Genomic DNA, 13,774 nt, shown 5'->3' on the forward strand with positions numbered 1-13,774 from the left:
TATTGACTGATTGCTGAAAGATGGCCTTTGAAGTGACATGATTTCAAATCTATAGGGTGATATGAAAAAAGCAGATGATTTTTTTCAGACTTTAATCAGGAAAGATCAAAGTCCCGGAGTGACTTATCACTTCTTTAACAAGGAGAAGTTAATCTATAGTTTTCGCGGCGGATCTGCGGATATTAAGTCTGGTATGGCAGTTACGGGCGCTACTACATTTAACGCCTTTTCTGTCACAAAAACATTTACTGCGCTCGCTATCCTGCAATTGCAGGAACACGGGAGACTGGATATCGATCAATCTGCAAAAAGCTACTTACCGGAATTTCCATACGGTGCTGAGATAACAATCAGGAATTTACTGACACATACTGCAGGAATCCCCAATCCCGTTCCACTTCGTTGGATACATCTTGCTGAAGACGACGCTTCTTTCAGCCGTGACCGTTTCTTTGAAGAGGTAATGGCTACAAATAAAAAATTGAAATCATTGCCCGGGCAAAAGTTTGTCTACACCAATCTCGGGTATTTTTTATTGGGCCGGATCATCGAAAATATATCTGGTCTAAGGTATGAGGAATACATACAAAGAAATATTCTCGATTTGCTGAATTTGAAAACTGAATCGCTTGGATTTACTATCTCCGATATTTCAAAGCATGCCAAAGGCTATATCAAAAAAAACAGCTTTTTAAATCTGGTACTGGGTTTTTTTATCGATAAGTCGAAATATATGTCGCCGGCTGAAGGAGCCTGGAAGCCTTTCAAAACTTATTATATCAACGGGACTTCCTATGGAGGATTGATTGGTACTGCAGGCGCATTTGTAGTTTATCTGCAATCACTGCTTGATGCAAATTGTCCGTTGATTTCAACAGATTGGAAAAAGAAAATGCTTTCAGAGAACCTTACAAGTGATAGTAAGCCATCGGGGATGTGTATGTCCTGGTTTACCGGAAATATCAAAGGACATCAGTATTTTTCGCATGCCGGTGGCGGCGGAGGTTATTATTGTGAAATCCGACTGTACCCGGACCTGCAGCGCGGAAGCGTGATCATGTTCAACCGGACTGGTATGAACGACGAACGTTTTCTGAATAAGATTGATCCATATTTTTTATAGGTTCCCTAAAATGCCCGGTTACCAAACTGATCTCTCACGTATATGAAAATTTATTTTGTCGATTCTTTTACACGGGAAAAATTTAAAGGCAATCCTGCCGCAGTTTGTTTTTTAGAGGATGAACTTCCGGATTCAACGATGCAGGATATTGCGATAGAGATTGGCTTTTCTGAGACTGCCTTCGTAAGCAAGGGAAACGGTGATAAATACCGGATCAGATTTTTCACTCCAAAAAAGGAAATTCCTTTGTGCGGTCATGCGACTTTAGCGGCATCAAAAATTATGTTTGATCAAAGCGATAGGCAGGAAATCCGTTTTATTAATTGCGAGGATACCGAGCTTCATATCGGGAAGGCAGACGATAAAATTGTGATGCAGTTCCCTGTGTATGACACAGAAGAAATATCTGTTCCCCGGACATTGTTGAATGCGCTAGGAATAACGGAGATGGAGAACAGCAGGCTTAGTGAAAGAAATAAGATCATTCTTATTGAGATCGATAATGCAGAAAAACTTGCCTCATTGCGGCCGGATTACATGGCGTTGCTTACGTCCTATACTGGTATCAATGGTGTGTTGGTCACATCAGTTTCCACAGACAATGTATATGATTTTCATTACAGGTATTTCTGGCCATGGGCGGGAACAAATGAAGATCCGGTTACCGGAGGCGTGCAAACATTTCTTACAAAGTACTGGGCAGAAAAACTGGGCAAAACAAGATTAAACTGTTTTCAATCATCTGAGAGAACAGGATATATGACAACTGAATATCGTGATGATAAAGTATTGATTTATGGTGATGCAGTCATCATTCTCGAAGGTGAAATGAATGCCTGATGCGTTTACTTCTTAATAAAATATTTGTTTGTGAATCTAAGTCTCGAGCTGGCAAAAGAGGACTTAAAGCCTGTTTTTGAAAACCTCATGCAATTGTACATCTATGATTTTTCGGAGTTCATACCTACAGATCTGAAGGCCGATGGAAAGTTTGCTCCTTATCCTGCGTTGGACAGCTATTGGGAGCAACCTGGAATAAGATTTCCTTACCTGGTAAAATCAGCCGATACCATTGTAGGTTTCGTACTGGTCAGGCAAATTATCTCCGAAGAAAAAAACTATTTCTCCATCGCGGAGTTTTTCATTCTGCGAAGTCACAGACGAAAAGGATGGGGAAGTATTGTTGCACAACTGGCTTTTGATCTCCATAAAGGGAATTGGGAAGTTTATCAATGGAACACCAATCTGCCTGCGCAACTTTTCTGGCGTACAGTAATCACCAGGTATACCGGGGGTGATTACTATGAATTTTCCCGTGATGGAAAATTGGTCCAGGTATTCTACAACCAGTGATAAGGTAAGAACTGCCAGGACATAATAGACTGCGCCTGAAAATTAAAAAAAATTTGCGTAGTTAAATGGCTACACATATATTTGTAGTCAAATAGCTACATAATGAATCGGAGAAGAGATGTTTTCCAGGCGATCGCTGATCCGTCAAGAAGGGCAATTCTTCTTTTGGTGGCAACGCATTCGATGACGGCCGGAGCCATAGCATCCAATTTTGATACAGCAAGGCCGACAGTGTCAAAGCACCTGCAGATACTGACCGAATGCGAATTACTCGGGCAGGAGCAGAAGGGCAGGGAGATCTACTACTATATCAATGCAAAAAAAATGAAGGAAGTATCTGACTTTATCGAACCCTTTCGTAAACTCTGGGATGATCGTTTTAACAAACTGCAGGATGTTATGAAAAAATATAAATCAAAAAAATAATTGGCATGGAACTTAAAACAAAGATTGCTTCCGAAGAGGGCAAACAGGATCTCGTAATCACGAGGGAATTTGATTTACCGCTGGACTTATTATTTAAAGCTTATGAAGAGGCCGGGCTTGTTGAACAATGGATGAATACAAAAGTGATAATGCTTGAGAATAAAAAATATGGCGGCTGGCGATTTGAAACCAGTGACCCGAATGGAAATGTGGTATTCAGTGCCAACGGTGTAATACATGAATTTGTTGCCAATGAAAAAATCACACGGACTTTTGAAATGGAGAACTCGCCGTTTGCAGTGCAACTTGAGTTTCTTGAATTTGAGAGTCTGACGGAAGAAACGAGTAAACTGACTATGCAGATCGTGTACCGGACAGTGGAGTTCCGCGACCAGATGTTGAAACTTCCTTTTAAACAGGGCCTGAACATGGCGCATAACCGATTACAGGAAATTGCAGGCAAACTAAAATAAGTAATGATGTCAAAGAGAAACAAGCTCATTTACTGGATTGCTACGATCTGGCTTTCCCTGGGAATGGCAACGAGTGGAATAATGCAGGTGATGAACCATAAAGATGAGGTCACTTTGTTTACGGATCTTGGATACCCGATCTATTTTATGACGATCATCGGTATTTGGAAACTGTTAGGGATCGTCGCAGTTTTGATACCGAAATATCCATTATTGAAAGAATGGGCCTATGCGGGTTTCTTTTTCACGATGACAGGCGCAGTGTTTTCACATTTTGCAATGAATGACGTCGCGAAGGAATATTTCGGACCGATACTGCTGATTGTGCTTACAATTGTCTCCTGGTATTTCCGGCCTGCCAGCAGAAAAGGGATAGCGTCAATGTCGTAATTTTTATCTCCATCCCGCCTTTCATGCGGCTACAAAAAAGATGCTCCTTCGGTAGCATAAAGGTTGGATCTCGTCGCAGAACCAGATGAATTTGACACTTGAATAAGCTAACATATAATTTAATACTTAGAACTTTTAACTTCTGACTTTAAACCTTCAACTTTAAATATTAAACCTTCTACTCCAATGAACACCAATCCACGCGTAGATTTCTATTTCAATAAAGGCCAGTGGCAGAAGGAGGTCGGATTGCTTAGAAAAATCATTCTCGATTGCGGATTAGAAGAAGCATTGAAATGGGGTGTGCCCTGCTATACTTATCAGAACGCGAACATCGTATTGATTCATGATTTTAAAGATTATTGTGCGATGCTTTTCTTCAAAGGCGCGTTACTGAATGATCCGAAAGAAATTCTTATTCAGCAAACAAAAAATGTACAGGCCGCCCGACAGATCCGTTTTAAGGATGCGAAGGAAATTACCAAATTAAAAGCTGATCTGAAGGCTTATGTCTACCAGGCAATCGAAGTGGAGAAAGCAGGAATGAGTGTGAAACTGAAAAAAACAAAAGAATTCGAAATGCCTGAAGAATTTGAGAAACGATTAAATAAAAGTGCTGCGCTAAAAAAAGCATTTTATGCATTGACCCCGGGGCGGCAGAGAGGATATCTTTTGTATTTCGCACAGGCCAAACAGTCGAATACGCGCGAATCGAGGATTGAAAAATATGAGCAGCATATTCTCGACGGGAAGGGGCTGAATGATGAATAGATCAATGTCTTCCTTTATTACTGTAGAAAATAATCTAATAATATCTAAATCGCTTGCCATGAAATTATCAGCAGGTCAGCAGCAGGAACTCATCAACATTTTAAAAGTCCGGTTTGAAAAAAACATGAACCGGCATAAGGGAGTCGAATGGGCAGAAGTAGAAGTAAAGCTGAGATCAAATCCTGGAAAACTAGCATCAATCAATCAAATGGAGATAACTGGTGGCGAACCCGATGTAGTTGGAGCAGATAAAAAGACCGGAGAATTTATTTTCGTCGATTGTGCAGCCGAAAGTCCGAAAGGCCGCAGAAGTGTATGCTATGATCATGAAGCACTCGAGTCCAGAAAAGAGCACAAACCTGAAAACAGCGCTATCAATATGGCCGCTGACATGGGAATAAAGATTTTAAATGAAGAGGAGTACCGGAGCTTACAGGCGTTGGGAAATTTTGATACAAAAACTTCCAGCTGGATTGAAACCACGCCATCTGTACGAAAACTGGGCGGTGCCTTGTTTTGTGATCGTCGGTACAACCAGGTGTTTCTTTACCATAACGGTGCAGAATCTTATTATGCGGCAAGAGGATTTCGCGGTTCGATAAGGGTTTGATGTGGTTTCAATTTTTCAAAAAATTGACTTTTTGTACATTGCTGAGAAGCATCTGTTTCTTTAAAAAAAAGAATCTTTTGGATTTTTCATTACCTGTAAAAGAGGTGTCGGATGGCAAACTGATTACGCTGAAAAAAGGGTTTGGTGACAGATCAAAACACTAGTTTCTTATAAAGGCTTTTATGTATCTGGTACCCGGCGTATTCTTAATTTATCAACTTCTTAATGAAGAGTCATCAGGAATCAATATTTTTCTTTTTGCTGCCGGCGCGGTCATTTGTTTTCTGGCGGTCACCAGGTTTCTCAATTCCGCCGGGACGTATGAAGCGTTACTTATCCGTAAAAGTGAATTCCAGATCATTCAATCGGGTATTTTCACCAGGAATGTACATCGCCTTGAGGTTTCGAAAATCCGATCTTTTTCGTTTTCTTTCAAAGCCGCAATTAACCGGGCATCCGCTCAAAGGAAAAAACCTTGATTACCACGGATTTGAAACGGAATAGAAAGTGATCAACGAAATGCACGGTGATCATCGATTGGCAATCGATTATGATGGCGAATTGATCCTGTTTGGCAGGGATATCGTTTCCTGGGAATATGATGAGATTGTACACATGATTGCTGTAACGACAGGCGGTACGTTCCGGAATGAAGTCCCGGAAACCGGATAACAAATTATTTTATCTTTTCACTTACTGATCACCTGATGTGTCAATCGTGAACCTACTTGTTTTCTATTGTCTTCTGTCGATCATTTACCGTTTATTCTTTAATAATTTTCTTCACCATTTTTAAGTCGCCATAATTTACTTCAAGCATGTACACGCCTGGAGCGAGATCCGGATAGTTTAACGGTATCTTATTCGCACCCTTGATGAGGTTTATACTGTTCGTCGTTTTTAGTTTCGATCCCTGCGCATTGTAAATGGAAATTTGCGCTTTACCTGATTTTGCGGAATTGACAATCGCCATTAATCCCTCATTGAAAGGGTTCGGAGAAACAGAAAAATTCGTAGAATTTAATTTGTCGTTAAATAAAGGTGACTCTGCAATTTTACTTTCTGTTGCCATTGTTGAATCAATGCGTGCAACAAAATTTGAGCCTGCAACTGCAGTAAATCCCGGATATAAAATGATTTTTTCGCGCGCCGTAAAATAGATTGTCGAGCTGCTTTCCCTGATGATCGTATTGCAATCTTCTCCGGCGGCCAATACAGAATTACTGTATATCGAATTTTCCGCACTGGAAAAATCGCCGCACACTTTTTTATATGTTGCAGCAACGGAATTCAATGAGGTAATGTTTTTTTTCTGCGCATGCAGGCAAACCGGTATGAGCATTATAACGATCAGCAAGGGCGAAAGGTGATTAATGTGAGCGAATTCGGTATATTTTTTCATGATGATTTATTTGAATGATGGAGATTATTTCTTCAGCGCATTAATTTCTTCCTGTAATTTTTTGTTCTCCTTGCTTAGTTGAATTACATAAAGGGTGAGTTCTTCAATTTTTTCCATCATGGCTTTATTCATTTCAGCTACTTTCAAACCTTCTTTTTCTACTTCAGCGGCCGGAGCAATTCCGGGCAGATGTTTATTTGCATTGATATAGCTTTCAAGTTCTTCAAGTGTTCTGAGTTTATAATCTTTTTCAAAAACATAGTCACACCATCCCGTTTCCACCCGCACTTCTTTAGCACGAATTGTTCCGCAGACTTCCAGTTTATACGCCGGGGAGGTAACACCAATGCCTACATTACCACTACCGAGACTTATTGTCATTCTTGACGTACCGGCACCGATAAAATCAAATTTATCACTGGCATCAGTATAACGAAGTCCCCACGTTGGATATGCCGGTGAGTGAGCGATCACCATTCGTTCTGTATTTACTGTTCCTGATGCAAACATGAACATCATCGGATTAGGTGTAGCACCAGGATTTGCAAATTGTATGGATTGGGTTCCTTCGGTGAAAGTCAGGTTACCCGCCAGGGTCTGCGAACCCACTATATGAAATTTGGATACTGGTTCGGAAGTGCCAATGCCGATATTTCCTGTACCGAGATTGATTGACAACCTTGAAATACCAGCACCTAGAAATTCAAAACGATCATTTACATCCACATACTGTAGTCCCCAGTTTGGAAATGTGGGAGAGTGTGCAAATACCATTCGATCGGGATTTTGTATGCCCGACTCGAAAAAGTACATCATTGGTGCAGGCCTGAGTACGGGATTCGCGAATTGAATCGACTGGGTATCCGAAGTAAATCTGAAATTGCCACCCATAGTTTGATCGCCCACGACATGTAAAGTTGTCAATGGTGCATTGGTTCCCATACCAACTTTGCCTGTATTAAAATAGATCGTACCAGTTCCGGATTTCCATTGGCTGGAAGCAGAAGCTGCAGTGGACTGAACAGTTCCATCAGGAAAGGTTATCGCATGGGTATAAAGATTTTTCCAGCGCTTTGCTGCAGTGCCTAATGTAAGGTTGTTTGTTATCCCGGGTGTAAGGCCTGAGTTGATCAGTGTATTCGGGCTCAGATTTGATAAGGCTGAATTTACCCCCAGCGGTATCCAGCCATTACTGTAATAATAAAAGCCAGGTGCATTGTTGGTCTGATAAATCAGCAAACCATTTATTGCCGCGGAAACCAGAATGGCGTCGCGTTGCGCTTGTGTCATACGCGGAATGAGTAAGCCTTTGGTAGTCGATTTTATATCAAGTATTGCTGATTCCGCAGGCACATTTGTTCCGATGCCCGCGTTGCCTGTGGTAAAATAAACGTTCGGTCCTGATGATTTCCAGGCAGGAGATGCGGCGGAAGATTGAACGGAACCATCAGCGAAAGTAACTCCGTATGTATGGATATTACTCCATCTTTTCAATGTTGTTCCAAGCGTTAATGTATTGGTAACACCGGGTGATAAGCTTGCATTGATGAGTGTAGTGGCGCTCAGATTGGAAAGTGAAGTGTTGGCCCCGATGGCAACCCATCCGTTGTTGTAGTAATAAAATCCCGGCAGATTGTTTGTCTGGTAAATGAGTAAACCATTCACAGCTGTTGAAGTAGGAATGAGGTCGCGTTGCGCCTGTGTCATACGAGGAATCAGGATTCCACTATTGGTCGATTTAACTTCAAGTAAAGCCGATGATGACGGAGCAGCAGTTCCGATACCGACATTCCCGGTAGCGGGAAATACATTCTGTGCGGAAAGATGGTAGTGAAACAGTAAGGCAATGATAGAAAAAATTGCTTTTGCCATCAGGGATTGCAAATGTTGTTTCATAAAAATTTACGGTTTAATTTGTTCAGGAAATTCAGGGCAGGTTTTAGGTGGCGGAGCTAGGAAGAGAGCCTGGAAATTCAGCGTTGCTGAAAAAAGAATTTAATGGAGCATATGGAATTTAAGATTTTTTTTGAAGCGGTGTTCGCATTTGCCAAAATATTTACACCAGTGCACAATCCGGGAAGAAATGCCGGTTCTGATCCGGGTTACTTAAAACCCAGCAAACCAAAACAACTAACACTTCAGTAAATTCAAATGAAAACAAACTTTAAATGACGGAGAAAGATATCCTGATCACACAAACCCTGGATACGTATCAATGGACGAATACATTTTTGAATTCGATTCCATTTGAAAAATGGGATATAACACCCGGGATTTTGGAAACAAATGTCACCTGGCAGGCGGGTCACCTGATCATGAGTAATTATTATCATTCTATTATGGTTGTGGCAGGTCATCAGATGGATGTACTAAAAATGGTTCCGTTGAAAGAGTACAATGCATTTTTCACCGACGGTTCTCCAATGGTTTGCGTTGGAAAAACAAAACCGGAAGAGCTGCTGGAGTACTTAAAAATTGTGCAGGAAAAGTCGATCCATATTCTTGAAAATTTATCACCAGATGATCTTGATCATGCACTCGAGCCAACTCCAATACCTCATCCGATAGCAAAAATAAAACGGGAAGCGTTGGACTGGAACATCAAACACACGATGTATCACTGTGGGCAGATCGGATTACTGAAACGTGTAATCCACGAGCGTTATGATTTTGGATTGCGAAAAGAATGAATAAATTGTATTCCGGAATATTTGTTGATCCCAGGGATCTATATATTCTCGTGCCTTCGGCACTTGGATGTCGTCGTGCCAGCAGCACTTGTAACTCTTCGGCAAGTTCATAAATCAGGTTTCGGAATTCTGATTGCGCGACAGCATAGTTTCATCAGCGTCGCGTGGAGTAGTGAACACGACCCGTCCTGTGCCGGCAATTACGTCGTCGTAACAATGGGTTTTTATAAAACCAGGTACATTTCCTCCCGCTGCAAAATAAATTCTGTATTTTGGAAGAAGCAAATTTAAACTTCCATGGCAGTTGCGCCATGGTGTTGTGTAACCTGGTACTTTACTCATAACCTGTAAACATCAAACATGACTTTACTTTTAAATATGCCATGCGGAATGTAGTGGCTATTTATTGTAATTCCTTTTGTGCTGGTAATTGTTAGCAGTGTATTTTATCTTCTCACACTTCAAACGGCGCTAAAATCGGTTTCACCTGAAAACAGGAAAATGTCTCCTGAAAAAGTCTGGCTTACACTTATACCATTTTTTGGGGCTGTCTGGCATTTTCTAGTAGTACTGAACATCTCAGATTCGATCAAAGCCGAAGCTAAAAGCAGGAGTCTGCAACTCGATGAATCACGACCAGGCTTTAATATCGGCACGCCATGAGCATTCTTAATTGTATGGCTTTTATTCCTGGTATCACTATTCCTGCGGTAATTGCTGCAATGATTTGCGGGATTATTTATTGGGTAAAAATCGCCGGATATAAAAACATTCTTGCAGGAAACAATTGGAACGGACTTGCAGGCAGATGACCAAAGATTCTTGAAATCAAAATCTTCGTTGATAAAACCCTGGCTGTTGCTATGCATCACATTGCCACTAACATTGGCATGGCTATATTCGATATTGGATGCGCTGACCGACCAGGATAAACCTAACCGAATCGCGGAAGCGATTGCATTGTTCCCTTTTGGATATTTATTCAGTGGCTCTTCATTGATTCTTCCGGGAATATTTTCTACTATATTGAGTTACCTGCTGAATATTTTATTCTGGTACGCAATCGTTTTGCTTTTTTCTCCTGCAAGATTCAGACAAATCAATTATAAATCCGTTTTTCTGAAAATGATTTTAGGTTTGCTGGTCTTTTGTCTCGGTTTTATCTTGTATGGAATAATAAGTGCTGAAATTTCAGATAGAAGAGGGTAGTGTTTCTGATGTAAGTTATTTGGCTATCGGACATTCAGGTCGCTTATAATCTTTTTTATTCGAAACATTTTTAATTTTCGGAGTAGGGTTTTGGAACCTTCATCAAGCGCTACGTTTCTAAAAAAGATTGGTCGATCCTACGGATCTTTTGTTTTGTTGCGCCGTGCCCCGGATTAAAATCCGGGGTTATAAGATTATCGAGCCTACGGCTCTTTTAGATATCGTGCTTTCAGCACCGTGAAGTCGTCGTGCCTTCGACACTTGCAATTTTTCGGCAGGTGCAAAAATCAGGTTTTCGAAAACGGTTTGGGCTACATTTTTTCAACAGCGTACCTCAGAGCCGAAAGCACAACCCATGTTACATCGGATTCTGATAGTATAGGGTAGAATTTATAATGGAAATTGTTAACTGATGATATCCAATCTGATAATCCCTTCAATCAGACATTTTCAATGCTCTGGTATTCCTTTCGAACAGGTTTAGCAGCATTACGTTTCCAAAAGATTGGTCGATCCTACGGATCTTTTCTTTTGTTTGCGCCGTGCCCCGGATTAAAATCCGGAGTTATAAGACCATCGAGCCTACGGCTCTTTTAGATATCGTGCTTTCAGCACTGTGAAGTCGTCGTGCCTTCGACACTTGCAATTTTTCGGCAGGTGCAAAAATCAGTTTTCGAAAACGGTTTGGGCTACATTTTTTCAACAGCGTACCTCAGATCCGAAAGCACAACCCATGTTACATCGGATTCTGATAGCATAGGGTAGAATTTATAATGTAAAATTGTTAACTGATGATATCCAATCAGATAATCCCTTCAATCAGACATTTTCAATGCTCTGGTATTCCTTTCGAACAGGTTTAGCAGCATTACGTTTGTAAAAAAGATTGGTCGATCCTACGGATCTTTTCTTTTGTTTGCGCCGTGCCCCGGATTAAAATCCGGGGCTATAAGATCATCGAGCCTACGGCTCTTTTAGATATCGTGCTTTCAGCACTGTGAAGTCGTCGTGCCTTCGACACTTGCAATTTTTCGGCAGGTGCAAAAATCAGTTTTCGAAATTCTGTTTGCGCTAAAGCATTGTTTCATAGGCTTACCTTAGAACCGTAGGCTCGATGGATTAAAATCCGGGGTTATAAAATTGTCGATACTACGGCTCTGATGGATTATTTGAAAGACAAATACTTCACGAAATCTCAATCATTAACATGCAAGTGCCGAAGGCACGATGATATAATAGAGCCGTAGGCTCGGTCTATCTTATAGCGGCGGATTTCAATCCGCCGTAAGAATGGCATGAAAAAAACAAGAGCCGTAGGCTCGGCCAATTTTCTGGAAACAGAATGGGCTATGACCATCGCATAAGCAGCATAGTCAGAATAAATATGCTGCAGTTTCTAAGACATCCATGATTATTTACGAATTGTTAAAACACCTTCGGAGGTAAAAAGCCTTACAGAGCTCTTATGTAATCTGCAAAATCCCCGCATCATTTGCGAAAAGAATCAAATGAAAAGATTATTTGCTCTAAGCCTGATGATGTTTGCTTTTAGTTTTGGATTTTCTCAATCAAAGAATTTTATCGATCAGCCATATATAGAAGTTAACGGCTATGCTGATACACTGGTAATTCCCGATGAAATATACATTCGCATTCCTCTTTCTGAAAAAGACACGCGCGACAAAGTTTCGATAGAAGATCTCGAAAAGAAAATGGTTACCGGATTGAAAGGTCTTGGTATCGATACCGAAAAAGATCTGTCAGCATCCGATATATCCAGCAACTTCAAATACTACCTGCTCAAAAATAAAGATGTCATTAAAACCAAGGTCTATACTTTGAAGGTAAAAGATGCGGTTACGGTTACCCGTGTATTTATCATGCTGGAAGAAATGGATGTTTCCAACGCTTCAATCGATAGAGTCGATCATACAGCATATAATGAAATCCGTAACCAGATGCGAAGCAAAGCCATGGCTGATGCAAAGAAAAGAGCCATCGCACTGACTCAACCCTTAGGACAATCTGCCGGTGCTGCCATTCATATTACTGATGTAAATACGGAACCTTTACATAATCAATACCGGGATCGTTCAGCTGAAGTGGTGATCAGGGGTTACGGAACAATGGGGGCTGACAAAAAAGAGCTGGCGCAGGTTGATTTTGAAAAAATAAGAATCACTGCTTCCATTGATGCAAAATTCGTTTTGAAATAAAAAGAGACAAAAATGCAATTTTTTATATTTGTTGGTGTTCCAGCCGATTTCATTTGAGAAATATTGATTCGTGGAACACCAACAAATATGGCAATAAGGAACAGCCGGAGGGGCTGAAGAGAATAGGAGCAGAATAATACGAATACAGGATACAGAATGCTGGGGACGTCGCGAACACTGAGTAATATCTGCTGACTGTTTCCTAGAGCGGTTTGGGATCGATTGCCCGGTAAGCTTCCAGCGCCGCCAAAGCGCCTTCCCTGCCAGGCTTTTTTGTGCGATGTTCCAAACCCATAAATCCCCTGTAACCTTTGTTGTATAGGTGTTGCAGAACATTTACATAATTGATCTCGCCTGTCGTGGGTTCTGTTCTACCCGGATTGTCTGCAAGCTGATAATAGGCAATTTCATCATAAGCATAATCCAGGGTCTTCAGCAGATTTCCTTCTTCAATCTGTACATGATAAAAATCAAACAACACTTTAATACTGGGACTGCCTGCTGCTTTCGCCAGCGCATATGCCTGGGGGATAGTGTGAAGAAACATTCCCGGATGATCGGTCTTGTGATTCATGGATTCCATCACCATGATGATACCATGCGGTTCATAAATTTCTGCAATGCGTTTGAGTAACTCAATTGCATTTGCCATCTGGAAATCATAGGGAAGTTTCTTGTCACTCATGCCGAGTACATTGTGTACAAACTTTGTATTCATGCGTTTGGCAATCTCCACGGACTGCCTGATATCATTGAGTACCGCCTCACGTGCAGATGCATCTTTTCCTGCGAAAGTCACGTGTTCAAAAGTCATTGTACCTACAAACTGACCGAACTCCATACCCAGCTGCTGAACAGTTTTACTGATCGTTTCCTGTTCGCTTACAGGACGTGACTTCAAACCGGTGTTCTCCCATGCACGAAATCCCTGGTCGTATCCCCACCTGATCTGGTCAGCAAGGCTGTCACCCGACGCGGCTTTAAAAATTCCAAATTCGGGCGAGAACTTCATGTTGAAAGCCCTGGCATATTCAACATTTTTCAATTCGGGAGTACCCAACAGTGCAGCACCACCGAAAAGCGATTGTTCTATAAATTTTCTTCTTTGCAT

General features: G+C 41.2%; 18 protein-coding genes. 14 read left to right on the forward strand and 4 right to left on the reverse strand.

Annotated features, from left to right (window positions below):
- The first annotated feature begins 61 nt into the window (after positions 1–61).
- The 9 genes from P2W82_RS22425 to P2W82_RS22465 all read left to right on the forward strand — a co-directional run bounded on the left by P2W82_RS22425 (position 62) and on the right by P2W82_RS22465 (position 5,818).
- Positions 62–1,123: a serine hydrolase domain-containing protein gene (locus P2W82_RS22425; protein WP_336518192.1), complete on the forward strand. Its 1,062-nt coding sequence runs from the start codon at positions 62–64 to the stop codon at positions 1,121–1,123.
- Positions 1,124–1,165: 42 nt separating this feature from the next.
- A complete protein-coding gene (locus P2W82_RS22430; RefSeq protein ID WP_336518193.1) occupies positions 1,166–1,963 on the forward strand; it encodes a PhzF family phenazine biosynthesis protein in 798 nt (265 codons plus the stop codon).
- Positions 1,964–1,993: 30 nt separating this feature from the next.
- Positions 1,994–2,476 carry a GNAT family N-acetyltransferase gene (locus tag P2W82_RS22435; protein ID WP_336518194.1) on the forward strand — a complete coding sequence of 161 codons (483 nt, stop codon included), beginning with the start codon at positions 1,994–1,996 and terminating at the stop codon, positions 2,474–2,476.
- A gap of 102 nt (positions 2,477–2,578) precedes the next feature.
- Positions 2,579–2,902 (forward strand): ArsR/SmtB family transcription factor, encoded by a 324-nt coding sequence (locus tag P2W82_RS22440; RefSeq protein ID WP_336518195.1) that lies wholly within the window; start codon positions 2,579–2,581, stop codon positions 2,900–2,902.
- 5 nt (positions 2,903–2,907) lie between these two features.
- The gene (locus P2W82_RS22445; RefSeq protein ID WP_336518196.1) at positions 2,908–3,375 is read left to right on the forward strand and encodes an SRPBCC domain-containing protein; all 468 of its coding nucleotides are present in this window, start codon (positions 2,908–2,910) and stop codon (positions 3,373–3,375) included.
- 6 nt (positions 3,376–3,381) lie between these two features.
- Positions 3,382–3,765 (forward strand): DoxX family protein, encoded by a 384-nt coding sequence (locus tag P2W82_RS22450; protein ID WP_336518197.1) that lies wholly within the window; start codon positions 3,382–3,384, stop codon positions 3,763–3,765.
- Between the two features lie 186 nt (positions 3,766–3,951).
- Positions 3,952–4,536, forward strand: coding sequence for a YdeI/OmpD-associated family protein (locus P2W82_RS22455; RefSeq protein ID WP_336518198.1), 585 nt, complete (start codon positions 3,952–3,954; stop codon positions 4,534–4,536).
- Positions 4,537–4,594: 58 nt separating this feature from the next.
- Positions 4,595–5,146 (forward strand): DUF4256 domain-containing protein, encoded by a 552-nt coding sequence (locus P2W82_RS22460; protein WP_336518199.1) that lies wholly within the window; start codon positions 4,595–4,597, stop codon positions 5,144–5,146.
- Positions 5,147–5,653: 507 nt separating this feature from the next.
- Positions 5,654–5,818, forward strand: a complete 165-nt coding sequence (locus P2W82_RS22465) for a hypothetical protein (protein WP_336518200.1) — start codon at positions 5,654–5,656, stop codon at positions 5,816–5,818.
- A 91-nt stretch (positions 5,819–5,909) separates the two neighbouring features.
- Here P2W82_RS22465 and P2W82_RS22470 read toward each other — a convergent pair whose 3' ends face one another.
- Positions 5,910–6,548: a T9SS type A sorting domain-containing protein gene (locus P2W82_RS22470; RefSeq protein WP_336518201.1), complete on the reverse strand. Its 639-nt coding sequence runs from the start codon at positions 6,546–6,548 to the stop codon at positions 5,910–5,912.
- Between the two features lie 24 nt (positions 6,549–6,572).
- Positions 6,573–8,444 (reverse strand): bZIP transcription factor, encoded by a 1,872-nt coding sequence (locus P2W82_RS22475; RefSeq protein WP_336518202.1) that lies wholly within the window; start codon positions 8,442–8,444, stop codon positions 6,573–6,575.
- A 272-nt stretch (positions 8,445–8,716) separates the two neighbouring features.
- On the opposite strand from P2W82_RS22475, the gene P2W82_RS22480 reads away from it, so the two are divergent.
- Entirely contained in the window at positions 8,717–9,238 is a 522-nt protein-coding gene (locus tag P2W82_RS22480; RefSeq protein WP_336518203.1) for a DinB family protein, read from the forward strand.
- 114 nt (positions 9,239–9,352) lie between these two features.
- Here the strand turns inward: P2W82_RS22480 and P2W82_RS22485 are convergent, their stop codons facing one another.
- Positions 9,353–9,580, reverse strand: coding sequence for a hypothetical protein (locus P2W82_RS22485; protein ID WP_336518204.1), 228 nt, complete (start codon positions 9,578–9,580; stop codon positions 9,353–9,355).
- 159 nt (positions 9,581–9,739) lie between these two features.
- Here P2W82_RS22485 and P2W82_RS22490 point away from each other — a divergent pair, with 159 nt between their 5' ends.
- The 4 genes from P2W82_RS22490 (at position 9,740) to P2W82_RS22505 (ending at position 12,663) form a co-directional block, all read left to right on the forward strand.
- Complete coding sequence (locus P2W82_RS22490) at positions 9,740–9,901, forward strand: hypothetical protein (protein ID WP_336518205.1); 162 nt, start codon at positions 9,740–9,742, stop codon at positions 9,899–9,901.
- On the forward strand, positions 9,898–10,050 hold the full coding sequence (locus P2W82_RS22495) for a hypothetical protein (RefSeq protein ID WP_336518206.1): 153 nt from the start codon (positions 9,898–9,900) through the stop codon (positions 10,048–10,050). Before P2W82_RS22490 ends, P2W82_RS22495 begins: the two co-directional genes overlap by 4 nt.
- Before the next feature lie 28 nt (positions 10,051–10,078).
- Positions 10,079–10,447 (forward strand): hypothetical protein, encoded by a 369-nt coding sequence (locus tag P2W82_RS22500; RefSeq protein ID WP_336518207.1) that lies wholly within the window; start codon positions 10,079–10,081, stop codon positions 10,445–10,447.
- A gap of 1,508 nt (positions 10,448–11,955) precedes the next feature.
- Positions 11,956–12,663, forward strand: a complete 708-nt coding sequence (locus tag P2W82_RS22505) for an SIMPL domain-containing protein (RefSeq protein ID WP_336518208.1) — start codon at positions 11,956–11,958, stop codon at positions 12,661–12,663.
- Positions 12,664–12,865: 202 nt separating this feature from the next.
- Here P2W82_RS22505 and P2W82_RS22510 read toward each other — a convergent pair whose 3' ends face one another.
- Entirely contained in the window at positions 12,866–13,774 is a 909-nt protein-coding gene (locus P2W82_RS22510; protein ID WP_336518209.1) for a hydroxypyruvate isomerase family protein, read from the reverse strand.

Source organism: Pollutibacter soli (assembly GCA_029269725.1).
Taxonomy (GTDB): Bacteria; Bacteroidota; Bacteroidia; order Chitinophagales; family Chitinophagaceae; genus Pollutibacter; species Pollutibacter soli.